21 protein-coding genes and 1 tRNA gene are annotated in these 22,641 nt (G+C 37.1%); 11 read left to right on the plus strand and 11 right to left on the minus strand.

Features of this window, described 5'->3' with window-relative positions; all coding sequences use genetic code 11:
* Positions 1-23 precede the first annotated feature (23 nt).
* Positions 24-1,367, plus strand: coding sequence for an NADP-specific glutamate dehydrogenase (gene gdhA / locus PLJ10_03985; protein ID HOK08804.1), 1,344 nt, complete (start codon positions 24-26; stop codon positions 1,365-1,367).
* 136 nt (positions 1,368-1,503) lie between these two features.
* Here the strand turns inward: gdhA and PLJ10_03990 are convergent, their stop codons facing one another.
* Complete coding sequence (locus tag PLJ10_03990; GenBank protein HOK08805.1) at positions 1,504-2,004, minus strand: bifunctional nuclease family protein; 501 nt, start codon at positions 2,002-2,004, stop codon at positions 1,504-1,506.
* A gap of 105 nt (positions 2,005-2,109) precedes the next feature.
* Positions 2,110-2,586: a tRNA adenosine(34) deaminase TadA gene (gene tadA, locus PLJ10_03995; protein HOK08806.1), complete on the minus strand. Its 477-nt coding sequence runs from the start codon at positions 2,584-2,586 to the stop codon at positions 2,110-2,112.
* Positions 2,587-2,640: 54 nt separating this feature from the next.
* On the opposite strand from tadA, the gene PLJ10_04000 reads away from it, so the two are divergent.
* From PLJ10_04000 to PLJ10_04015, 4 genes are all read left to right on the plus strand, one after another.
* On the plus strand, positions 2,641-3,462 hold the full coding sequence (locus PLJ10_04000) for a SprT-like domain-containing protein (protein HOK08807.1): 822 nt from the start codon (positions 2,641-2,643) through the stop codon (positions 3,460-3,462).
* A gap of 1 nt (position 3,463) precedes the next feature.
* Positions 3,464-4,015, plus strand: a complete 552-nt coding sequence (locus PLJ10_04005) for a hypothetical protein (GenBank protein HOK08808.1) — start codon at positions 3,464-3,466, stop codon at positions 4,013-4,015.
* A 76-nt stretch (positions 4,016-4,091) separates the two neighbouring features.
* Entirely contained in the window at positions 4,092-4,733 is a 642-nt protein-coding gene (locus PLJ10_04010; protein HOK08809.1) for a sigma-70 family RNA polymerase sigma factor, read from the plus strand.
* A complete protein-coding gene (locus PLJ10_04015) occupies positions 4,708-6,696 on the plus strand; it encodes a hypothetical protein (protein ID HOK08810.1) in 1,989 nt (662 codons plus the stop codon). The genes PLJ10_04010 and PLJ10_04015 overlap by 26 nt, the downstream gene beginning before the upstream one ends.
* A gap of 14 nt (positions 6,697-6,710) precedes the next feature.
* On the opposite strand, the gene PLJ10_04020 is transcribed toward PLJ10_04015, so the two are convergent.
* The 7 genes from PLJ10_04020 to PLJ10_04050 form a co-directional block, all read right to left on the minus strand.
* On the minus strand, positions 6,711-7,973 hold the full coding sequence (locus tag PLJ10_04020) for a citrate synthase (protein ID HOK08811.1): 1,263 nt from the start codon (positions 7,971-7,973) through the stop codon (positions 6,711-6,713).
* 90 nt (positions 7,974-8,063) lie between these two features.
* Complete coding sequence (murJ, locus tag PLJ10_04025; protein ID HOK08812.1) at positions 8,064-9,653, minus strand: murein biosynthesis integral membrane protein MurJ; 1,590 nt, start codon at positions 9,651-9,653, stop codon at positions 8,064-8,066.
* Entirely contained in the window at positions 9,643-11,241 is a 1,599-nt protein-coding gene (gene lnt, locus PLJ10_04030; GenBank protein ID HOK08813.1) for an apolipoprotein N-acyltransferase, read from the minus strand. The genes murJ and lnt overlap by 11 nt, the downstream gene beginning before the upstream one ends.
* A gap of 87 nt (positions 11,242-11,328) precedes the next feature.
* A complete protein-coding gene (locus tag PLJ10_04035) occupies positions 11,329-12,525 on the minus strand; it encodes a type II and III secretion system protein (GenBank protein ID HOK08814.1) in 1,197 nt (398 codons plus the stop codon).
* Positions 12,522-13,682, minus strand: coding sequence for a hypothetical protein (locus PLJ10_04040; GenBank protein HOK08815.1), 1,161 nt, complete (start codon positions 13,680-13,682; stop codon positions 12,522-12,524). The genes PLJ10_04035 and PLJ10_04040 overlap by 4 nt, the downstream gene beginning before the upstream one ends.
* A 1-nt stretch (position 13,683) precedes the next feature.
* Positions 13,684-14,679 carry an FxLYD domain-containing protein gene (locus PLJ10_04045; protein HOK08816.1) on the minus strand — a complete coding sequence of 332 codons (996 nt, stop codon included), beginning with the start codon at positions 14,677-14,679 and terminating at the stop codon, positions 13,684-13,686.
* A 69-nt stretch (positions 14,680-14,748) separates the two neighbouring features.
* The gene (locus PLJ10_04050) at positions 14,749-15,153 is read right to left on the minus strand and encodes a hypothetical protein (GenBank protein HOK08817.1); all 405 of its coding nucleotides are present in this window, start codon (positions 15,151-15,153) and stop codon (positions 14,749-14,751) included.
* 211 nt (positions 15,154-15,364) lie between these two features.
* Between PLJ10_04050 and PLJ10_04055 the strand changes: the two genes are divergently transcribed.
* From PLJ10_04055 to PLJ10_04065, 3 genes are all read left to right on the plus strand, one after another.
* Entirely contained in the window at positions 15,365-15,658 is a 294-nt protein-coding gene (locus PLJ10_04055) for a hypothetical protein (GenBank protein ID HOK08818.1), read from the plus strand.
* Between the two features lie 100 nt (positions 15,659-15,758).
* Positions 15,759-18,332, plus strand: coding sequence for a beta-galactosidase (locus tag PLJ10_04060; protein HOK08819.1), 2,574 nt, complete (start codon positions 15,759-15,761; stop codon positions 18,330-18,332).
* A 16-nt stretch (positions 18,333-18,348) separates the two neighbouring features.
* A complete protein-coding gene (locus PLJ10_04065) occupies positions 18,349-19,305 on the plus strand; it encodes a haloacid dehalogenase-like hydrolase (protein ID HOK08820.1) in 957 nt (318 codons plus the stop codon).
* Between the two features lie 22 nt (positions 19,306-19,327).
* On the opposite strand, the gene amrS is transcribed toward PLJ10_04065, so the two are convergent.
* The gene (gene amrS, locus PLJ10_04070; GenBank protein ID HOK08821.1) at positions 19,328-20,395 is read right to left on the minus strand and encodes an AmmeMemoRadiSam system radical SAM enzyme; all 1,068 of its coding nucleotides are present in this window, start codon (positions 20,393-20,395) and stop codon (positions 19,328-19,330) included.
* 18 nt (positions 20,396-20,413) lie between these two features.
* Positions 20,414-20,761: a DUF3470 domain-containing protein gene (locus PLJ10_04075; protein HOK08822.1), complete on the minus strand. Its 348-nt coding sequence runs from the start codon at positions 20,759-20,761 to the stop codon at positions 20,414-20,416.
* An 82-nt stretch (positions 20,762-20,843) separates the two neighbouring features.
* Between PLJ10_04075 and PLJ10_04080 the strand changes: the two genes are divergently transcribed.
* From PLJ10_04080 to ychF, 3 genes are all read left to right on the plus strand, one after another.
* Positions 20,844-21,260: a secondary thiamine-phosphate synthase enzyme YjbQ gene (locus tag PLJ10_04080; protein ID HOK08823.1), complete on the plus strand. Its 417-nt coding sequence runs from the start codon at positions 20,844-20,846 to the stop codon at positions 21,258-21,260.
* Positions 21,261-21,321: 61 nt separating this feature from the next.
* Positions 21,322-21,396, plus strand: a tRNA-Arg gene (locus tag PLJ10_04085).
* A 120-nt stretch (positions 21,397-21,516) separates the two neighbouring features.
* Positions 21,517-22,620 (plus strand): redox-regulated ATPase YchF, encoded by a 1,104-nt coding sequence (gene ychF / locus PLJ10_04090; protein ID HOK08824.1) that lies wholly within the window; start codon positions 21,517-21,519, stop codon positions 22,618-22,620.
* Positions 22,621-22,641: the final 21 nt, after the last annotated feature.

Consider the following 22,641-nt stretch of genomic DNA (forward strand, 5'->3'; position numbering starts at 1 on the left):
AATTTATACAAGGAGTATATTTTATGCCATACATTGAAGATGTAATTGAACTCGTCTTGAAAAAAAACCCAGCAGAACCCGAGTTTCACCAAGCAGTTAGAGAAGTATTAGAGTCTATCAAACCTGCGGTCGACAGACATCCAGAATTTAAAGAAAATAGAATATTAGAAAGATTAGTTGAACCAGAACGTGTAATTATGTTCCGTGTACCATGGATAGATGATAAAGGAAATATACAAGTTAACCGTGGTTTCCGCATCCAATTCAACAGTGCCATCGGACCCTATAAAGGCGGATTACGATTCCACCCGACAGTATATCTCGGAATATTGAAGTTTTTGGCATTCGAACAAATATTTAAAAATGCTTTAACCACCTTACCTATGGGAGGTGGAAAGGGTGGTTCTGATTTTGACCCTAAAGGGAAATCAGATAATGAAGTGATGCGATTTTGCCAATCTTTTATGAACGAATTGTTCCGTCATATCGGCCCAGATACCGACGTTCCAGCAGGCGATATCGGCGTCGGTGGTAGAGAAATCGGCTACTTATTTGGACAATACAAAAAAATAAAAAATGAGTTTACAGGTGTACTCACTGGAAAAGCATTAAGCTGGGGTGGCTCCTTAATTCGTCCAGAAGCAACTGGTTACGGATTGATTTACTTCGCTCAAAATATGTTAAAAACAAGGGGTGATTCATTAGATGGTAAAGTATGTTTAGTTTCAGGTTCTGGAAACGTTGCTCAATACACCATTGAAAAGTTAAACCAGCTTGGAGCCAAAGCAGTAACGCTTTCTGATTCTGATGGAACAATTTATGACCCCGCTGGAATTGACCAAGAAAAATTGGCCTTCGTTTTAGAATTGAAAAATGTCCGTCGCGGAAGAATCAAAGAATATGCCGAAAAATTCAAAGGTGTCCAGTATTTCCAAGGGAAAAAGCCATGGGGAGTTGCCAAATGTGATTGTGCATTCCCATGTGCTACTCAAAACGAAATAAATGCAGAAGATGCACAAGTTCTGGTTAAAAATGGATGTTTCCTCGTTGCAGAAGGTGCAAATATGCCATCAACACCAGAGGCAGTAGATATTTTCCATCAAAATGGCGTCCTGTTCGGTCCCGGAAAAGCAGCAAATGCTGGTGGTGTTGCTGTGTCTGGACTTGAAATGGCACAAAATGCACAACATACAAATTGGACACGTGAAGAAGTGGATAGACGACTCCAAGAAATTATGTTTGCTATCCATAAGCAATCCTATGAAACAGCCGATGAATATGGCTACCCTGGAAATTATGTTGTGGGTGCTAATATTGCTGGCTTCATGAAAGTTGCCACTGCAATGTTAGACCAAGGTGTTGTATAAAAAACATAAACTGTGCAATTAAAAATAAACAATGGGCTCTATTCTTCAATAGAGCCCATTTATCTTTAAGGTTTTTAAAGATATTTAATACTGTAATCTAACGACGAATTATCTTTTGTAAAAAACACAACAAATATTAGCCAAATGGGTCATTTTCATCAGATTCATGCTCATGAGGTTCTTCACCCTCCTCATCATCATGTTCCTCCTCATCAACCTGAAGTTCAATTTCTCTACCCGCAATATCCATTACCTCTTCCGCTACAAATATTGGACAGCCCAAACATATTGCCACCGCAATACTATCACTCGGACGTGCATCTATTTTTAATATCTGCTCAATTTGCCCCTCTGCATTCTTCTGCTCAATATTCATATGGGCAAAAAAAGTATCATTTTCAAGTTTATAGATTGTAACAGATTCCAATCGTGCTCTGAGTCCCGCAAGTAAATTACAAATCAGGTCATGCGTCAAAGGACGTATAGGCTTTTCACCCATCTGTGCCATCTGAATTGAAACCGCTTCAGGTATACCAACAAGGATTGGCAAAATTTTCCCTTCTGATTCAAGCAAAACCAAAGCACCACCACTATTATTCGGAGTTTTTGTCACTGCAAGTAATCGAACTTCTATCATATATGGTTCCTCTTCAAAAATAAACTAATATCTATCCATTATAACATGGATTAATAATATATGGTTGTAAAATTCGATTATTCAATTTTTTATACTGTATTTATCTTAAAAAGTGTCTTTCGTTTTCTGACGGATTCCTTGAAAAAAATTGGTCAATAAAGAACCACACTCATTAGCACAAATTCCAGAAACAACCAAAGGTCTGTGGTTAAACCGTGAGTCTGCAAGAAGATTCATTAATGTGCCACAACATCCCGCTTTAGGGTCAAAAGCACCAAAATATACTTCTGGAATCCGCGATAAAATAATAGCACCAGCACACATCGGACATGGTTCCAACGTTACATACATCCTTGTTCCATCAAGACGCCAGCTCTTCAACGCAGAAGACGCAGAAGTGATAGCAATTATTTCCGCATGGGCTGTCGGGTCTTGTAATTGCTCCCGTTGATTATAACCCCGTGCAATAATAGTATTGTTATGCACAATAACGCAACCTACGGGTACCTCTCCTTGGTCATAGGCTTTTTGTGCTTCAATGAGTGCCTGTCTCATATAATATTCATGTGATATATTCAACATAAACGTAAAAATACTCCTTACTCATCTTAAAAGATTGTATCAGAAATAGCATATATGAGAGATATATTACAATTAGAATTTGATTTTGATTCCATTGAAAAACGTGATATTGATATAAATGCAATAGAAACATCAAGTCACATCAAACATCAGAACAATAATACCAATCAGTTCATTAAACAGCCAGAAAAATTCCTATCTTACCTTAAATCAGATTCACTTATAAATAATATCGCAATACACAATGAACAAAATAAGGTTAAAATTATAATCAACGTAAAAACTAAAAAACGAGTACAAAGAATATATTATGCTCTTCCATCTATCTTTGATGCATCTATAAACGAATGGAAAATAATAAAAAATGTTTTTATTGGTAAATTCGCTTCAAGAGAATTAGTGCTACCCATCCTTAAAAAATATCAAATTTATAAAAACCCAATTTATCGAGGACACAAAACCCATCAAGGTGAATTCTATGACCTCAAATATTTCTTTAATAAACTCAATCATGAATATTTTGAAAATCATCTAACAAACAATATTTTCTGGTCTAAAAGTAAATTCAAAAAACGAGCCCGTGGATATCTTTTAGGATATTTTAATTGGAATTCTTTAACTGTATATATAAGTCAACTACTGGATAGTAATTTAATTCCTGAGGAAGTTCTCGAAGTTATTATTTATCATGAATTAGTTCATGCATTTATATTTACCCAACAATCAATTTATGAAAAACCTCACGGATTAGAATTTAAAAAATATTATTACAGACATCCGAAAGCAAAAATAATAGAGAAATTCATAAATACGAAAGAATTCGAAACACTAATGAAAAAGGTTATACAGACCAAAAAAAAGAGGCTCTCAAATTAAAATGATAAATCTTAACAAACGTTTATTACTAATTATAATCATTACCTTATTATCCCTTGTTATAAGTCTTTTCGTCGGTTATAGAGCCACTTACTTCCTCATCACAACATATGTGCCTCATTTGACAATCCCTGAAAAAGACCTAAATGCAATAAGAGAAGTTTGGGTTTCAACCTTGATACTTTCAAAATTACTATTAGAGTACCACATAAAAACAGAAGACAAAGAGAATACTCCCTTCGAAATACAACAAGCATGGATAAATAACACTTTTTCCCCCCTAATCTATAAAATTAGAGAAAATGTGCTTCAAAAAATAAAAACGTACAAAAATGCCCCCCCACAGATAAACAATCTATACAAAAAATTTATACATCTCTGTGAACGCATACAAAACATGCTCCAGTTTCCCAACGACAATGCCCTTAAAAAAGCCATTTATCAAGATTTCTATCAATACCTAAAAGATATTGATGAACTGGTTGAAAACAAAAATATAAAAAGTATTATCCCCGTCGAAAAGACCATACTTGAATTCGAAAAAGTTTTGTAAAGAATTTATAGTAACAAAAGTGAAACTTAAATGTATATATAATTACCAATAAAAGTGAAATTTAATAGGGAATAGTATGAACAACTCACTACAATTTATGGATGGTGATAAAACACCACGTTCTTCTTACTCAGATGAAGCATTAATGACCCTACTTGCTCATGGAGAAGAAACCGCACTCATTGAATTAGTTCAAAGATACCAAAATGAAGTATTTCGTTTTTGTTACCATTATTTGAGAGATATAGAAATGGCAAAAGACGCCGTGCAAGAAGTTTTCCTTCGTCTTTATATCGCACGTGACCGATACAACTCCGAAAAAAGACTTAAACCATGGTTATTATGTATCGCCCGAAACCTATGCCTGAACGAATTAAAAAGACAAAAGTTAATACATTTTGAAACATTCGATAGTTATATCGAAAACCAAAATTATGAGCAAAGTGAACCAACGAAGCAAGGCTTCGAAAACCAAAAATCCCTTACACCCTTTGAAAAACTTGTCATAGAAGAACGCCAAAAAATACTTTGGGATGAATTAAACAAACTACCTGAAGATGCTCGTGAAGTTATCGTACTTCGCTATTTTGAAAAAATGCATGCGAGAGATATTGCCGAAATCCTTGATACTACCGAAGGTGCCGTTCGAACAAAACTTCACAGAATATTGAAATACTTAAAAGATAGGTTAGATGAGCGGAAAGATTTCGATGAATAACGATTGTGAAAAATATAGAGAACAATTATACTACGGAATAATATCAGAAGAGATAAATGAGATATTTTATTCTGAGCATATCGATAAGTGTGCCGAATGCAAAAATTTCGTCGAAAAAATAAAAGAAATGCAAAATAATTTGATAACCATAGGTGAAAATTTACAAAAAACCTTACCAAAAATAGATATTAAAGAAACAATATTTACAGAAATATCTAAAGTTAAAAATGGGGAACAAGTTATTCGCAATGCTATTGACAAAGAAGACGTAATTCCAGAATTTGTAGAATGGAATTTATACATCGAAGAAGAAGTCAATGATGTCTCACGGTATAGGTGTGAACTAAAATTAGAACATTCCTTACTATTAAGAGATGAAATTGAACAAATATGCCAAATCCACCAATCTTTAAATAACATAGGAAGCACATGGGAAGCACCAGTATTAGATACAGACCTATTACCGTCTATTTTAGAAAAAATTAATCATTATAAAGAAAAGCAAGAAGAGAAAATAAAGTCGATAGAAAAATTAGAAGAAGAACTCTTTGAACTTTCCTCAGCCATTACACCAGCACTGAATGACGTTGATATCTCTGCTCAAGTAGCAAAAAAAATTAAAGGAAAAGACTACTTAACAAAAAACAAAGAAAAACCAAAAATATTCAAACTAAAATCCAACATCACATCTAATAGAAACGAAAAATCAAAAGACAAAATAGCCACAAAACATGCATCGTATAACTATGTTATTCCTTTGGCAATAGCCGCCGTCCTCGTACTTACATTACTCGGTGTCTTTATAAACTTTTCCTTAAATCAAGATTTAACAAATCGTCAGATAGACACCGCTACAAATTCAAATATTAAAGAAAATAACACAATACGTAATGATACTTATAAAACAACCCAGCCATTCTATCAGATAGACTCCGAATCAAATTCCCAGAATAAACAAATAGCCATTAAGATGGACAATGGCAAGTCTACCCATAGGAAAAATTATGTTGAAGGTGCACTTTCTGTTTGGACAAATCAACTAAAAGAAAATGCATTAGCCAACGCTGGGAAACTAATGCGAATGGGGGTCTGGGCAACCCTTTCCCCAGAAGAAGCAAGAGAATTACTCCAACAATCAGGCCTTTCACCAGAAGCAGTTTTAGGTGCGGTTCAATTCCTACCTCCAGATGAAGCACGTGTCGTCCTTCAAGCAGCAATAGACAATAACCCAAATGATGCATATCTCCGCTACGCTATGGTTCAAACACTGATGAAACTTGATAATGTATCCAACGATGATATTTACAATCATTTAACAGAGTGGAGTCAATTAGACCCATCAAATGCCCTTCCTCATTTTATAGAAGCAGAACTTTATATGAAAAATGGACTGCCCGACAAAGCAATAAATTGCATTACAGATGCCAACAGTGCCACAAATTATAATTCTTACTCCACTATTACAGCCAAAGCATACATGGAAGCACTATTAGCAAAAGGAGTAGACCCAGAAATGGCAAAACTGCTCGCTTCCGCATCGTTGGGTTTGCGAGAAAGTCAAGATTTAGAAAACATGGTTCAAACCCTCTTAGATTACGGTAAATACTATGAGGATATAGGAGATTACGAAACCGCTTTGTTAATCTACGAAGCATTGAAAAATCTCGGTGTAAAAATAGATACAAGCTCCACACTAATTCAAGAAAGAATAGCTGGACTTGAATATGCTCAGAAAGCAGTAAATGCTATGTTGCGGATACTTAGTTCGACAAATACCTTATCCGATACCCAATCCCTTATCGATTTTACCCAGACACTGAACGAAATGATGACCAATTACAACCTTGCTCTGAATAATTTCTATAAATTATTCGATACCGATAACCCAGCACTAATTCTTGATGTTTTAAATACATACCTCACTAACGGCAATGTAACGATAAAATCGACAAATCAACAATAGAATAATAACCTACATCATACATTCGGTTGCCGTTCATTAGGTCCTGTGTATATCTGCCTTGGACGATGAATCCGTGTATCTGGGTCATTCCTCATCTCTAACCAATGGGCAATCCAGCCTGGAATCCTTCCTAATGAAAACAATACAGTAAACATTTGTGTCGGGATACCCATCGCACGATAGAGAATACCACTGTAAAAGTCAATATTTGGATACAACTTTTTCTCAATAAAATAGGCATCATTTAAAGCAACGTCTTCTAAATTCTTAGCAATCTCTAATAATGGATCATTAATCCCCATTTCTGAAAAAATAGAATCAACCGCACCTTTTAGCAGTTTTGCACGTGGGTCATAATTTTTGTAAACACGATGCCCAAATCCCATTAAACGGAAGTCTGAGTTCTTCTTTTTGGCTAATTCCACATATTTTTTATAGTTGGCTCCATCATTATAAATCATCTGTAACATATTCAATACCGCTTCATTAGCACCCCCATGTAAACGTCCCCATAACGCACTAATTCCAGCCGAAACACTTACATATAGATTCGCCATCGAACTTCCTACCATCCTTACTGTTGATGTACTACAATTTTGTTCATGGTCAACATGCAAAATTAACAACAAATCGAGTGCCTTCTCAAACACCTTGGGTACAACATAATCTTCCGCAGGAGACGCAAACATCATTCGCAAAAAATTCGCACAATAAGAATGGTCTGTTCGTGGATATATATACGGCTCGCCAACAGATTTTTTATATGAAAATGCCGCTATTGTTTTTGCCTGACCAATAATTCGGACAATGATATTATTTATATCCTCTTTTTCATAATTAGGATAAAATGAAGGCATTGCCGCTACCATAGAACTTAAAATACTCATCGGATGTGCATTATCAGGAAAAAAAGAGAAAAAGTTTACCATCCCTTGATGTATAAAACTATTCAGCGTGAGTTGTCTTCTCCATTCTTTTGCCTGTGCTGGTGTCGGCAATTCTCCATATATCAATAAGTATGCAATCTGAGAAAAAGGGAATTTTCCCGCTAATGATTCAATGGGATAACCACGATACCGCAATATACCTTTTTCTCCATCAATATATGTTATCCCACTTTTGCATGAACCCGTATTGCCATATCCTGGGTCATAAGTTAATGCACCAGTCGTTTCACGAAGCTTTCGAATATCAATGCCGATTTCTTTTTCAGTTCCTTCAAATACTGGTAATTCATATTCATTACCTCTTAAAATTAATTTGCATGTTTCTGTCATATCTATACCTTTCTTTTTTTATTTCAAGGTTACTAAAAATTAGCAGAAAATTATATCAAAATTTAATAATTAAATGCTGTCCAAACCAAATTATTTTTTAAGGACGAGATATAAAACTTGGTTTATTTCCTTGATACCTAATAACCATGCAATAAAAAGATACAATGTGAAACAAGTAGAACCCATAAAAAAAACATATAGCCCAAGTTTTAGAGTCCCACTTATACTATTTAGATTCACAAGCATGTTTATTATAAAAAATATACCTATAATAAAAAAAATGGAAATCACATATTTCATGATATTCAATAAATATTCTTTGTTAACTAAATTACCCAACCTAAAACTGAGAATTACAAAGAGTGATAAAAAATTAACCCAGAATGAAATAGCGGTTGATAAAACCAATCCTATATAGCCTAATGGTCCTACAAGAATAATATTTAAAATGATGTTTAAAATCATACTTATTGATGAGATAATAACAGGTATACTTGTATTATTCATAGCATAAAACCCCTGAATTAAAACCTTTACCCCTGAAAACCCAATCACGCCAATAGAATAAATTATAATAGCATGTGCTGTTTTCTCTGTTAATTCTGCACCAAAATGACCCCTTTCAAATAGCAGTTTTACAGTTGGTTTACTTAGTAATATCAAAATTACCATAGTAGGTAATATCATAAATAAGGTTTGTAATGTCCCCTCCCTTAACGCCTGTTTTATCTTATATATCTCTTTGTTAGCAAAATACTTGGATAATTCAGGCAATATGGATACAGATATGGCTGTGCCAAATATTGCAAGTGGCAATTGAATAAGTCGATTTGCATAAAACAAAGCAGATACCGTTCCTTCAGGAAGGGAATAAGAAAAAAAACTATCTACAAGTTTATTTATTTCTCCAGCCGCCTGACCAAAAATAACAGGGAGTAATAATAAAAATGCCTTTCGAACTCCTTCATTATACCAGTTTTTTGTAAAAGTAGGGGCTCTTAACCTTTTCCATACCGCTAAAAATAAAACAACTGCCTGTAAAATACCTCCTAACCAAAGACCTATAACTAACGACCAGATAATATCAATTTGTAAAAAATAAGGGATAAAGATACAAATAATAAGTGAAATATTAAGTAAAGCGGGTGCCATCCCTGGTGTCTTATAATCCCCCAATATAAACAATGGTGCCATCATAAACACCGCAATTCCTATCCAGAACAAATATGGAAAGCACCACTGAAGTATTAATACTGCAAGATTTAGTTGTTCCTCTGTTTTCGGAGTTTCTTTAGTAATAGTATGAAGCGTGTCTATTATATTAGGAATGAATGGCATAAACAGAACACCAAAAACTGATACAACAATTAATATCACAAACATAGTCGAAAAAAGAGAGTTCGTCAATTTCCGCATCTCTTCTATCCCGCCTTTTTCTTTATACTCAGAAAGAACAGGAACAAATGAAGCATTAACCGCACCCTCACCAAGGAGATCCCTAAAGGTATTTGGTAGCCGAAAAGCAAATAGGAAAGTATCACGGGAAAAATCAGGCACATACCACCCCATTAATATATCCCGAACAAGCCCCAATAAGCGACTGAATAGCGTCCCTACTGCGAAAATAAGAGCATATTTCCACCGTGAGATAGTCGCTTTTTCATGAGTTTCAGGAGACATAAGTTGTGGTTCCCCCTTTATTCCTATTACGAATAAATGTATCAATGAGCAAAAAGAGTATCCCTAAGATTCCAACCATCATAGAAACATAATCAGGATTTAAAAATGAAGATATTCTTTCAGAGGGACAGGGAAGTGTAAAAATACCGCCTAACCGGGCTCTTACACTAATTCCTGGGTTGTTTAATATAGGTTCGAATAAATAGGTTTTATCCCTACCGATGAGAATATGAGCCACATAAAATTTGCCATGTGGGTCAAATATACCTGAGATACCCGTGTTGGTACAGTGAATCACAGGTAGACGGGTTTCGATGGCACGCATACGGCATATTTCTAACTCCTGCGGTAAAGCATTTGTCCCGCCAAACCATGATAGATTGGTTAAAACGACTAAGGCAGTTGCCCCATTTTTTCGTAAGTGATGTGCCATATTTGAAAAAAGGACCTCGAAACATATCAAAGGCCCAATTTTATTATGCTCATTGATTGAGAATATTTTTTGTTCCTTTCCCGAACTTACATCATAAGGCAAAATATTTCGTAAAAAAGGCAAAAACTGAGCAAGAGGTAAATACTCACCAAAAGGTGCTAAGTGAACCTTATCATAATAATCCATGACATTCCCCTCTGGATTTATCCACACACACGAGTTATAATCACCACCTTCTTCATCCAAACGTGTTGTTCCAGTTATTAGATGAACGGACTGCTTTTGTGCAAAGTCCTGTAATAGATCTAATATCCCAGGTGTAGAATAGTCCGTCATTACTAATGCCTCAGGCCAAAAAACAATATCTACCTTCTGATTCTTTAATAATGTGTTTGAATATTGTACTGCCCATTCCACCATATCCCGATACCATATCGGGTCAAATTTCATCTCTTGCGGAAAATTAGGCTGAATAATTGCTACTCGGGTAGTCCCTTCTTTAATGGATGTATTGAGTAATAATAGCCAGCCTATAAAATGAACAACTAAAATGACACATACAACATGAATTATGGATTTTAACCGATGAGTTTTTTGGATAATCGCCTCTGCTATAAATATATTTGCTAATATAATGAAAAAGGATAATAAAGGGACACTACCTAAAGAGGTTAACTGAGAAAAAAGCAAATTCGGACCTTGACTATACCCTAAATTACACCAGCCAAACCCCGTTAAAGCATGGGCTTGCACCCATTCCATCCCTACCCAGAGGGCACCGAAAACATAGTTACGGAAAATAGAATTTTGATGGGAAAAATGTTTACTCACTAAAAAACCTATAATTGCCCAGAATGCAGAAAGTCCCATTGAGAGTAATTGGTAACCGATGAACGCTGGTCCACCTACCCAGAACATATTGACAATGAGCCAGTTTAAAGTGAGTGAGTGAAAAACCCAACCACTTATAAAAAAATACAATGCTACTTTTTTAGGTTTTGTTTCTAAAAAGAAGGTTATAAATAGAGGTACAAATGCTACCCAGATTAGAATATAGAAATGAAAGTTAGGGAAGGATAGGAACGCAAGTATACCCGTTAAAATTGAAAGAAATAAAGGATTTTTTACCCACGTTTTTATTAAGTTAATATTCATAAAGTCGTTTTGCCTGTTTTAATTTTAAACGTTACTTACATATCACTATATTATCAAAAAGGATTGGACATTTTCAGTCGGGAGGTGTTATAAATCATCTTGCATAGCTTTGATTTCTTCTTCTATGCGTTCCTTATTTTCCCATTTATCCCCGCGTTTTTCCCAGAAACGTAAAGCACTCGACCCCTCTTCTGACATAGAGCGAAGGTCAACGACTGTGGGCTGAACAAATATTAAGAGGTGGGTAATGTCTGCTTGAGACCGTCTTGAACGGAATGGAATTCCGAGTAAAGGTACTTTTCCGATACCTGGTACTCGATTTTCAGATTTCCGAATATTGCGACTGGATAATCCACCTATGACTAATGTTTGACCGTTCGGAACCATAACGAACCCCGTTTGAGACCGCTTTGAGAATACGGGTAGGTCAATGCCTCTTAGTCGGTCTATTCGGGTAATATCTGTTACGTCTAATTGTTTGATTTCAAGTTGCACCATATTGTTTGGCAAGATGGTCGGGATTAATTCAAGGTTAACTCCGATATCTTTCCATGCAACGCTTAGGTTAGGAACGGATGCACCCTTTGTTACAGATTGGTATGGCACCTGTCCACCTGCCTTGATAGTTGCTGGTGTTCCGTTCATAACCAAGATTTCGGGTTTTGAAATGAGGTCGACGTCAGACTTTGTTTCAAGGGCACGAAATACCCCATCCAATGTTCCATAATCCCATGTAAGTATGCTGAACGTTAAACCACCCCCTTGTGGGGTCTGGATTCCAGCAGTGGCAGTGTCTGGGTCGTTACGTAGAGGTGGTTTTTCAAAGTCTGGATTTTTGTAGGGAACGTTGAAAGGTGGTTGTTTAGGATTAGGTGATGGGGCGGGTAGGGTTACAGATGAGAAGTCTTGAGAGACATCTGTTGTATTGGTTGTTATTTGAGGTATTTTAAGGTGTTCATGTTCTTCTTCTCGGTAAAATCGCACAAAGTTTAAGTTTGTTCCTAATTTTCTTAAGCCATTTTCGTTTGTTTCACTTATCCAGACCTGAACTTGAACCTGTCGTATGTCAACTGGTGGCGGTGGAGTGGGAGGAGGAGGTGGTTGTTGTTCGGCTGGAGGAGGAGGGGGAGGTGGTTGTTGTTCGGCTGGAGGGGGAGGTGGTGGTGCAGGTTGTGCATTCTGAGTGTAGGTAGGAGAAGTTAAGAAAAGTAATAAAGAGATTACTATCGTTAGCACGATGTTGATTTTTATATTTTTTAAGGATGGTATCAAAAGTTGTGTCATTTTTTCTTATCTCCCGTACCTAACTCAGAACTAACCCCATTTTCATTTTTATTGATTTCAACGCCTGTAATGCCTTCGGCGATGCCTTCGGGAATTTCTTTGAGACCACCTAAAACATTAGTAATAATTTCAGTGGGAGATACTTTTGTTGGTTTCTTTTCTTCTTCGGTTGTGAATCCGTATTGGTCTGCAACGGTATAGGAGGGACGCCATAATTCTGCTTTTAATAGGAATACAAGTTCTCGTCGTCCTTCTTCCTTTTTCTTGTTTCCAAGGCCTTGAGTTAGGGGTATTTCTGGTGCTTTGAATGGAGTTACTCTTTGTATTAATCCGTTGGCTAATTCTTCTCCCTGTATTAGCCATGGAACTGAGGATGAAGTTCTTGTTCGTGTATTTCTATATAACCCGCCTAATATTAGAACCTGGCCATGTCTAACCCAAATTGTAGTTGTTATACTACGTGAAATAAATTCAGGTACGCTGATTGTATTTGCTGTGTTGCCAGCTATGGCTACGCTTAGTCGTTGTCCTTCTTCAGTGATGGCTGCTGTTAGTGTAAGCTGGATATAGATATCTTCAGTGGTTCTTGGGTCGCCATCATCATCAATCACCTGGTTTGCCTGGACACTTAAGTTAACCCCAGTAGGTTTAAATTCGGTTACTTGTTGAGTCACGACGCCGACGACGATAGTGTTTTCGTAGGGTATTTCTTGTACTGTTTGTATCACGGTAGGAGCAGATGCTCCTACGGGTACTAATGCTTTGGGTCGAGATAATATGAATGCACGGTTTTGGTTTACTAATGCTTGTAGGACTGCTTCAAAATCGCCCCATTTACTTGTCATTCGGTCTAAAAATACCGTGATGGCAGAAGATTGTGTTGTGGGAAAGGTTAAATCACCAGTAGTGATTGCAGGATTCCCTGTTGATACTCTTCCATAAGGGCGTGGGTCTGTTTTTTGGCGGAAATAACCTGAAAGCCCCGTTTCGCTTCCAATGTGTGTTTGAAATTCTATAATTTTAACTGAAACACTTACCTGTTGAGGTGCAGGTTGCTGGGCTACGGTTGTTAGTGAGGTAAAAGACAGTATTGAAATTAAGACACTTATTAGTGTTGGAATTTTGTACTTTTTAATACTATCTTTTTTTATTTTCAATTTATTCATCATAGTATGCAGTATAATCATAATGGTCTATGTTTTCAATATTATCAAAATTTACAAACTGTGCACTGAAAGGTTTATGTTGCCCTGGATTTAGATTTCCGATAAATATGTTTTTGGTGTCGTATACCATTCCGCTGAAGCCATATATAGTCAGTTGAATATTAACATTTTTTATAGTTCGTGTGCTTCGGTTTCGTATTTGTCCAGAAACATTATAAATATGGTGTTTAAAATCGTTTGACCAACCGCTTTGACGACCACTGCGGAATGAGGTAACATTGAAGAAAACGATGGGATTCCGTTCTGCTTCTCTTTTTAGTGCTTCTTCTGGTGTTAACACAACTATTTCGCTAGTGGGTGTTTTTTCAATTCGGCTTGTAATGGTTGGGTCATTCCATAGTTCAGGTTTCATCGTAACGAGGGTTTTGTATAAAGTGCCCGCTTTTGAATAATCTTGATTTATCCAATACCAGTTTGCTAATTGTAACATTAATTCTGGGTTCTCTTTATCCTGTTGTAGTTTTGCTTCAAGGTTTTTGATATGGTTTTCAATAGTATCAATTTTTTCAATATGGTTTATGGTGGTACCTAATAACTCACCTATTTGTTTTCTTGCGTGTTCCGCATATATTCCTTTTGGTTCATTTTGCAAGTATTTAATGTAATGGGTCAATGCGTTTTGAGGACTTCCTAACCCTTGATAGACGATACCTAAATAATAATTTGCTGAGTTGGTATTGTCTCCACTTTCTAAAACAGAGAGTAGTTTTGGAAGTGCTTGTGAGAACTGACCTTGTTCAATCAGCTGTTGAGCTAACTTAATATCTGAAGATGTCGGATTTGTTTTGTAAATATTTCGGTGTTGTAGATTAAGGGGATGTTTATCATGTGTTTTTGGATTTGCATGTTGACATGTCTGTAGGCAGGAAAAACAGAATAGACAGAAGAGTATTGCTATTCCAGTGTTTTTTCGCCATATATGTTTCATGAACGACCTTTTCTTTTTTATTTTTAGTATAGGAAATTAAAAGAGTGAATAACAATTAGTAGGTATTGTTTATTTATTCTTTGCAAGTCTTTCGAGAACTTTTTCAGTAATATCCTCTGCTGGTATTTGGTCTCCTGCAGTTTGCCAGTAATTAAATTCAGCTACAAGGTCAAATTGACTTTCTTGTGCAACTTCTTGGATAACACGAACTGCCCGCTCACTGGCTTTACTTAGCATAATCCAGTATTTGGCAGTTCCGGCTTCTATCTTTCGCGTTTTAATTCCTGAAAATTCAGGGGTCGCTTGAATGATTTCTTCAAAGCGAACTAACCCTGGTTTATTGAACTTGCTCGCTGTGCCCCAGAATATTTTTTGTTCATCAACTTTATCTGGTGCAAGAGAGAGTGGGTCTGCCAGTGCCCATAGGTTACTGCACAGAAAGGCGAGAGTTATTAATATTTTACTTGCTCGCATATAGTGCTCCTTACCTTTTGTGCTATTTTTAGTTTGTTGTTTCGTAATCAATTTTTTGCCTTTACAATCTATACTTTATTAATCTTATGAGAGTATGAAAAAGTTTCATATTTTTTAAAATTTTTTTTGAAAAATACAATATGTTGTGTGTAGGTTAAAAATTGGCATATAAGTAGTATATATCATTTTGGGGAGAGGGTGTCAATGTTTTTTGGTCGGACAAGTCGGACGAGTCGGACGGGTCGGACGAGGCGGATGGGGTGGGCGAGGTGGACGGGTCGGACAAGTCGGACGAGGCGGACGGGGCGGACAAGGCGGTCGAGGTGGACGGGTCGGGCGGGGCGGACGGGTCGGACAAGTCGGACGAGGCGGACAAATCGGACGAGTCGGACGAGTCGGACGGGGTGGACAAGTCGGACGGGGAGGGCGGGGTGGACAAGTCGGACGGGGAGGGCGGGGCGGACAAGTCGGTCGAGGTGGACGGGGTGAAGAGGGATTACTTTAAACATTGTAAATTTGTATAATATCATTTAGGTTTATTCGTTTAATGATTGTGTTTTGATGTAGAATGATGGAAATTTAATTAAAATTAAAAGGACTATACGATGTATCGAAGGAATGCTATTTTTAGGCAATGGTTATTGATTTGTTTTTTATTTGTTATTGTTTTTTTTATCTTTGATGCTTTTGGGGTGGGAGAGAGTGAATACTCCGCAATACGGATAATGCATAAAAATTCTATTGCAGGTAAAAATGTTATAGCAGATATTAGTATTGGTGGTTTGTTGGAAAAAGAGGTAGAGAAATTTGTTCCTATTCTTTGTGATATGGATGCTAAACATGATTATTCTTATGTATTAGTCAGCCTTGATGTTTACAATTTATCTGAAAAAGATTCGAAGTTGGCTATAAGTTCAAGTCAGGAAATCGCATTAGTTAAAGGATTTAATAAGTGCTCGTTTTCGCTTCCATTAGAAGGGTTTCAAGATGGAGAGTATGAGGGGAAAATCCAAGTTAAATATACAAAGGAGGAGAAACCTGCAATTGTTGATTTTGTTATGGAGAAAATATCATCACATGGTCTGGAAATGAAATTACAAGAGATTGAAAAGGAATTAGCAAATGTATCTGATTTAACGACGTCAGAACATCAAATTACTTCTGTTGAGCCGAGTTTGGCAAAGAAGTTGATGGAGCAAGCACAGAAGGAATTTTCAGAGAAGGAATGGGAGCATTTATCAGACACGTTGAATACTCTTGAGGAGCAAATATCTTCATTGAGGGTATCTTTTTTAAGGGATGTAGAGAGTAGTGTCGAAGGGGACACCTTTGAATCGTTAACACTTAATTCAGAGGGTGTTTTTGCGAATAATAAGCCTGTAAGTGTTGTGGGTGTTTATTTAGATGACCCGAGTCTTGATAAGGTGAAAATGGTTATTGATAGTTCGATTCCTTTGGTTGTCTTTCCTATATCTTTAGATAAATTAGTTCCATTGGAAACGGAAACGTTAGAAATACCTGAAGAGATTTATGTGCTGATAGATACCTTGATAGAAAATAAGGTTTATATATTAATTCAGCTTATTCAAGAACAAATGCCTGCTTGGTTTTATGATAAATATCCTGATAGTGTTCAAGATGGTTTTATAAATTTGGCTGTTCCTGCAGTTCAGGGAATTTTGGAAAAGGGATATAAAAAGATTGTAGACCGATATGGGAGCAATGCATTTTATTTAGGAATGAGTTTGTTAGTTAATCCACGGTTTAAGTTTAATGGAGATGTTGTCCGCCAGTCTTTTATAGAATGGACAAAGGTTAATTATCCTGATAGACAGACATTAAATCAGATCTGGCATGCACATTTGACGACCTATGATGAGATAACTATTTGGGATGAGGTGGCTCCATCCTGGAGTTATCAAAATAAGCGGGCATATCAATATGATTGGCAGAATTTTCATCGGGATATGATTTCAAATATGCTTAAAATGGTGTTTGAGCGGATTCGTTCATATCATGATCATCCATGTCCTCTTTCTGTTTCTTTTCCTGCGAGTGTATTTGAATTAGATGAGACGAAGTTTACACCTGATAGGGAACGAGTCATTCCAAATCTTGATTTTATTTCATTAAATGCATGTTTTAAGTCTGAGGATGGTATTTATGCTCAGGGGTATCCTGATCCGGCGGTGGATTTGGTATGGCTTCGCTCGGTATCTCAAGGGAAACCGCTGGTTATCGCTCGTGCTGATTTGCAATATCGGGAAGGTATGACAAGTGCTGAGAAATATAATTATACTCAGGGTTTTCTTTGGGATATGGTAGTTTCTGGAGCACAGGTAATAGCGTTAAATTTGGGTGGGAATCTCAGAGATGAGGTTCCTATTTGGAAGGCGATTGCTGATTCGAACAGATTATTTAAGCGATATGGGGAAGTATTGCGAGGGTTGCAGATTTCAAAACCGTTGGTACGTATTTTGTTTAGTGACTCATCAAAGATTCTTGATGGTGGTGTGCCCCATTTGAAATCGGCACGGCTTGCTTTTGAGGGGAGTTCTTTTGCAGGTTATGATGTCTGTTTTGCAACGGAGCGTGAAATAGAGGCGGGTGTGTTGCAGGATACAAAGGTATTGATTATGCCACAGACATTGGCGATAGAAGATGATGTATTTAATATGATTACTGATTATATTCGTTCTGGAAATTATATTATACGAGTAGGTACTCAAATTCCGTATGACCCTAAAGGTAAATCACGTCGTGATGTTGTGCAACCTACGAGTAATACTGTTTTGGTGCGTGGGATGAATTTGCCGACAGAGTATTTGCATGGGATGGATGCTGTAATTTCCAATAAGGCATTACCGCCGATACCGAGACCTGTGAATAAGGTGGGATATCCTTTGGAAGGGGTAAAATCGCGGTTCATCGACTCGTCTGATGGTGGTGGTTATTTGTATCTATTAAATTTGAGGAAGGAAGTGGTTTTATGTCGGCTTACAGGATATCTTCAAAAGGGTGTGGATTTAGTTCATAATGAAAGTGTTGAATTTCCAAAAATGCTTCAACCGTTGGAATTGTTGTTTGTGAAATTAATTCCACCTGATTATGAGAAAGTGGTGGAACCGAATCCGGTACCTGAGGCGAAATCAGATAAGAAAGATAAAAAGTCAAGGTGAGGATAGATTGACAATAATGGATAGTGGAAAATCATTGCCTTTTTCTCAAAATGTAATTGCAATTGTTTGGGATTTTGATTTTACGTTAACGCCGAAGAACATGCAGGAGCCGTTGTTTATTGAGTATGGTGTGGATGAGCAAACGTTTTGGAAAGAGGTTAATGCTTTACCTGAATATTATAAGAAAGCGGGGATTCGTGTGTCTGAAGAGACTGCTTATTTGTGGCATATTATTTCTTATGTTAAGGCGGGTACGTTTCCGGATTTGACGAATCAAAAATTAAGGGAATTGGGTGGGAAAATACCATTTTTTCCGGGATTGCCGGAGTTTTTTTTGGAGATTCAACAAAAGTTAAATAGGGAACCTTATCTTGAATATGATTTAAAGGTGGAGCATTATATTGTGAGTAGTGGTCTTGCAGAGATGATAAAGGGTTCGAAGATAGCTCCGTATATATCAGGGGTATGGGCGTCAGAATTTATTGAGGTGCCGGCGGGACCGGGTGAGGATTTCACGCAACAACCTAAATCGGGATTGATTAGTCAGGTTGGATATATCATTGACCATACCACGAAAACGCGAGCATTATTTGAGATTAATAAGGGGATAAATAAGGTGGAGGGGATTCGTGTCAATGATTCGATACCTGAAAATGCGAGACGGGTTCCATTTAAGAATATGATTTATGTGGGTGATGGTCCGAGTGATATTCCATGTTTTTCGGTGGTGCGTAAGCATGGCGGTTTAACTTATGCGGTATATCCGAGAGGGGATGAATATAAATATCAGCAGGTGATTGAACTTTTAGAATCAGACCGAATAGATGCATACGGGCCTGCAGATTATCGTGAGGATAGTGAAACAGTTATTTGGTTAAAAAATAAGGTGATAGGTATTGCTAATAGAATTGTGGAAGAGAAGAAGAGTGCGTTGTATTCTCAGATTAAATCGGGGCCAAAACACACAAGTTAGGGTGGGGTATGTAGCATAGTTTTTAGTCTGTGTTTTTAGACCAGATGCCAGGTATTTGAGTGTCGCAGTATGGGCATTTGCCATCTGTTAGTTTATTAGACCAGACATTGAAGCCTGTTCGTTCAATAAGTAACTCATGGCAATGAGGACAGTATGTGTTTTCCATTGTTTTTACGGAGCCGGGACGGTTACCAGCGTAGACGAATTTTAAGCCTGCATCTTTAGCAATTTTATATGCCTTTTCAAGTTGATGTGCACTTGTAGGGAAACCATCATTCATTTTATAGTTGGGGTAAAATCCTGTTACATGCCATGGTATATTCGGATTTGTTTTGGCGATGAATTTTGTTAGTTCTCGTAATTCTTCATCGCTATCATTAAAGCCTGGAACTAATAATGTGACTATTTCTACCCAGTAGTTTAATTCGACAGCTTTTTCAATTGTATGGCAGACAGTAGAAAGTTTTCCGCCTAATTTATCATAGTTTTTTTGTTGGAATGTTTTTAGATCTATTTTGAATAGTTTTGTCACGGGTCTCAAAAATTGTAATACTTTTTCTGATGCGTGTCCGTTACTTACATAACCACAAATGATACCTCTATTTTTTGCTAAGGAGAAGATTTCGAATGCCCAGTCGCTTGTGATAAGTGGTTCGTTATATGTGCTAACAATTACGGGAGAATGATGTTGAAGTGCAAGTTCTAATATTGTATTTGCGGAGATAGGTTCGAAACGGATGAGTGAATTGGGGTCGCGGAGTGTTTGACTACTGAGCCAGTTCTGGCAAAATGGGCAATGAAAATTACAACCTAACATGCCGAAAGATAATGCGGTATCACCTGGTAATACGTGGAAGAAAGGTTTTTTCTCGATGGGGTCGATTGCAAGTCCAGCAACGTAGCCATAGGGTGCATATAAAATGCCATCTTTGTTAAATCTTAGTTTGCAGATTCCACTTTTACCTGGAGATATAGTGCATTGATGTCCACATGAAAAGCAACGAACCTTATCTCCCTCTAATGTCTCGTATAATTCTTTGTTAGCGGGTTTGGAGAATTTTGATTTTAATATTTGTTCGTTATTTTCCATAGTTGTATATCTTTTCTATTATTGTATATCTCCTGTGCCTGGAGTTTCATCAAAATATTTGTGCTTGTCATTTATTTTTGCAAAGGATTCTGCTTCGGGAAGAGGTTTTTTAGGGATGGTAATGATAGGCCAGATTTTGGAATATGTTGCGTTGATTTGGATGTAGTGTTTCCACTTTTCTGGGATGTTTTTTTCAGGATATATGGCGTTTACGGGACAAGGGTCGACGCATGCACCGCAGTCAATACAATCATCTGGGTCGATAACTAACATATTTGCACCTTCGTGGAAGCAGATAACGGGGCAATTACGAAGGCATTCTGTATACTTGCATTTAATACATGGTTCTGTTACGACATAAGCCATAATTAAATTCCTTAATTTTTGTATTATATTATATACATTTTTTATTAATTTTTTAACGGAAAATTATAGGAAGAGGATGTTTATGGTGTATCAAAAAATTGTATCAATATCTACAAAGACGTATGGTGAGATGATGGATATAACGTCTCGGGTGCAACGTATTGTTCAGGAGTCAGGGATGAAAGTAGGGATAGTTCATATTTTTAATGTTGGAAGTACAGCCTGTATAGGGACTATTGAGTATGAACCGGGACTTGTTCGTGATTTGCCGGAACAGCTGTCGCGATTATTTCCTCCGGGGCGAAGTTATGCTCACGAACAGACATGGCATGATGGGAATGGGCATTCGCATTTGCAGGCGACAGTAATGGGTGCAGGGATTACAGTACCTTTTCATGATGGGAATCTTATTTTGGGGACATGGCAACAAATATTTCATCTTGAGTGTGACATTAAACCGCGTAGTAGGAAGGTTGTTGTAACTGTCATTGGCGAGTAATCTATTTTTGATGTTTTTTGGTGCGTTTTATTTGTCTTTTTTAATATAATTAATAACCTATGCCCCGATAGTTCAGTGGATAGAACGAATCCCTCCTAAGGATTAGACCCGCGTTCGATTCGCGGTCGGGGCGCCATTTTTTTTAGGGGAGGTAGTTAGATGTGAAGGAAATATTTTTTTGTTTTTGGGTTATATCTTTATTTTTTATTCGTGACGTGGTATGATATTAAGAAACTTTTTTATTGGAGGTTAAGTTGTGGGTTTTTCTGTAGGGATTATTGGTTTACCTAATGTTGGTAAGAGTACGCTTTTTAATGCACTAACCCAAAGTAATCATGCTCAGGTGGCGAATTATCCTTTTTGCACTATTGAGCCTAATCATGCAGTGGTAAGGGTGCCTGATGAAAACTTAGACCGATTGTCTGCAATGATTCAGCCGAAGCAGACTATTTATGCAACGATTGAGTTTGTGGACATAGCAGGTTTGGTAAAAGGGTCGCATAAGGGAGAAGGACTTGGTAATCAATTTTTGGCACATATTCGTGAAACGGATGCATTGATTCATATTGTTCGTTGTTTTGAGGATGAGAATATAGTCCATGTTCATGGTGTTATTGACCCTCTTGCTGATATTGATGTTGTTAATATTGAATTAATATTTGCAGACTTACAGCAATTGGAGCGTAAGATTGAGAAATTACATCGACAGGTAAAAGGGGATAAAAAGGTAATTCCTTTGTTGGAATTGTGTGAACGATTAAAGGGGCATTTTGAGAAAGGACTTCCTGCAAGGGTATTTCCTGAGCGGGATAGTGACATATTTCATGAGTTAAATGAGGAGATGCGTTTTACGACGGGTAAAAAGATTATCTATGTTGCGAATGTTGATGAGAAAGGATTGGAGCATGATCCACCTGTTTTGGATGGGATACGGAAGTTGGCTGAACATGAGGGGACAGAGGTTGTTAAGGTGTGTGCACAATTAGAAATGGAATTGGCAGAGATGGAGGAGGCGGAACGGAGAGAGTTTTTGATGATGGATGGGGCAACAGAGTCGGCATTGGAACAAGTGGTTCATACTGCGTATAGGTTGTTGAGTTTGGTAACGTTTTATACGATGGCACCTCCAAAAGAGATTCGTGCATGGGCGGTGAAGGAAGGAACCCATGTTATTAATGCTGCGGGTATGATTCATACCGATTTTGAAAAACATTTTGTTTGTGCAGAGGTCGTTCCCGTGAAGGAATTTTTGTTGCATGGTGGAGAAGCGGGAGCAAGACATGCTGGAGCATGGCGTATTGAAGGACGGGATTATATAGTTAAAGATGGCGATTGTATTTATATTAAGGCGAATGCATGAGATTACTTTTTGAAAAATTTA

It is taken from the genome of Candidatus Hydrogenedens sp. (assembly GCA_035361075.1).
Lineage (GTDB): Bacteria > Hydrogenedentota > Hydrogenedentia > Hydrogenedentales > Hydrogenedentaceae > Hydrogenedens.

Excerpts from the sequence above, each read along its gene's own strand:
- gdhA (HOK08804.1), top strand. The coding sequence starts at position 24 with ATGCCATACATTGAAGATGTAATTGAACTCGTCTTGAAAAAAAACCCA.
- PLJ10_03990 (HOK08805.1), bottom strand. The coding sequence starts at position 2,004 with ATGATAGAAGTTCGATTACTTGCAGTGACAAAAACTCCGAATAATAGT.
- tadA (HOK08806.1), bottom strand. The coding sequence starts at position 2,586 with ATGTTGAATATATCACATGAATATTATATGAGACAGGCACTCATTGAA.
- PLJ10_04000 (HOK08807.1), top strand. The coding sequence starts at position 2,641 with ATGAGAGATATATTACAATTAGAATTTGATTTTGATTCCATTGAAAAA.
- PLJ10_04005 (HOK08808.1), top strand. The coding sequence starts at position 3,464 with ATGATAAATCTTAACAAACGTTTATTACTAATTATAATCATTACCTTA.
- PLJ10_04010 (HOK08809.1), top strand. The coding sequence starts at position 4,092 with ATGAACAACTCACTACAATTTATGGATGGTGATAAAACACCACGTTCT.
- PLJ10_04015 (HOK08810.1), top strand. The coding sequence starts at position 4,708 with ATGAGCGGAAAGATTTCGATGAATAACGATTGTGAAAAATATAGAGAA.
- PLJ10_04020 (HOK08811.1), bottom strand. The coding sequence starts at position 7,973 with ATGACAGAAACATGCAAATTAATTTTAAGAGGTAATGAATATGAATTA.
- murJ (HOK08812.1), bottom strand. The coding sequence starts at position 9,653 with ATGTCTCCTGAAACTCATGAAAAAGCGACTATCTCACGGTGGAAATAT.
- lnt (HOK08813.1), bottom strand. The coding sequence starts at position 11,241 with ATGAATATTAACTTAATAAAAACGTGGGTAAAAAATCCTTTATTTCTT.
- PLJ10_04035 (HOK08814.1), bottom strand. The coding sequence starts at position 12,525 with ATGACACAACTTTTGATACCATCCTTAAAAAATATAAAAATCAACATC.
- PLJ10_04045 (HOK08816.1), bottom strand. The coding sequence starts at position 14,679 with ATGAAACATATATGGCGAAAAAACACTGGAATAGCAATACTCTTCTGT.
- PLJ10_04050 (HOK08817.1), bottom strand. The coding sequence starts at position 15,153 with ATGCGAGCAAGTAAAATATTAATAACTCTCGCCTTTCTGTGCAGTAAC.
- PLJ10_04060 (HOK08819.1), top strand. The coding sequence starts at position 15,759 with ATGTATCGAAGGAATGCTATTTTTAGGCAATGGTTATTGATTTGTTTT.
- PLJ10_04065 (HOK08820.1), top strand. The coding sequence starts at position 18,349 with ATGGATAGTGGAAAATCATTGCCTTTTTCTCAAAATGTAATTGCAATT.
- amrS (HOK08821.1), bottom strand. The coding sequence starts at position 20,395 with ATGGAAAATAACGAACAAATATTAAAATCAAAATTCTCCAAACCCGCT.
- PLJ10_04075 (HOK08822.1), bottom strand. The coding sequence starts at position 20,761 with ATGGCTTATGTCGTAACAGAACCATGTATTAAATGCAAGTATACAGAA.
- PLJ10_04080 (HOK08823.1), top strand. The coding sequence starts at position 20,844 with ATGGTGTATCAAAAAATTGTATCAATATCTACAAAGACGTATGGTGAG.